Source organism: Burkholderia sp. Se-20373 (genome assembly GCF_017104705.1).
Lineage (GTDB): Bacteria > Pseudomonadota > Gammaproteobacteria > Burkholderiales > Burkholderiaceae > Burkholderia.
This window is the reverse complement of record NZ_JAAGPH010000390.1, coordinates 1-627: the sequence shown is the minus strand read 5'-3', so window position 1 is coordinate 627 and position 627 is coordinate 1. Positions and strand designations below refer to the sequence as shown.

1 pseudogene is annotated in these 627 nt (G+C 63.5%); it reads right to left on the bottom strand.

What is annotated here, in order from left to right:
* Positions 1-627: pseudogene (locus G3N96_RS38930) on the bottom strand (RHS repeat protein); the annotation flags it as partial.

Here is a 627-nt window from a genome sequence, read left to right as displayed (position 1 = left end):
CCGGATCGTAGCGATAAGTCCGCATGCCGTTCTGCGTGTCCTCGATCCGCTCCAGCTGACCCGCGCGGTCGTAGGTGTAGCTGCGCTGCACGAGCCGCTTTCCGCCCGGCGTTTCGCTCCGGGTCACCTTCAGCTTCTGGCGTAGCAGCCTTCCCGCCGCATCGTATTCTTGCGTCTGGGTCAGGCCATTGCCCTGCACCCGCTCGATCTCGCGATGCAACGCGTCCCGCTCGATCTGCACCAGTTCCGTGTCATCGAGCATCATGCCGTGTACATGGCCGCTGCCGTAGGTCAGAACCGCCACCCGGTGACCGTCCGGGCGGATCGTCGCCACGCGCTCATTCAGTACGTCGTATTCGTGGCGCCACACCGCGACACTCGATTTCTTCAGGAAGCGGAAGTGCTGGTGTTCACACGTGACATTGCCGGCCTCGTCGTGGAACCACTGCAGGCGGCTCGCGTCATTCTCCGCAAGGACCATCTGGCCGTTGCCGTTGTACGCGAATCGCTCTTGCTCGCCGTATTTCCACTGACGGGCGTCCGAATCCCATTGCCCGGTCTGACGCGACGTCAGCCGGCCAACCGCATCGAACTCGACCGTCGTGATCCGATGTCCCTGGTCGCCGT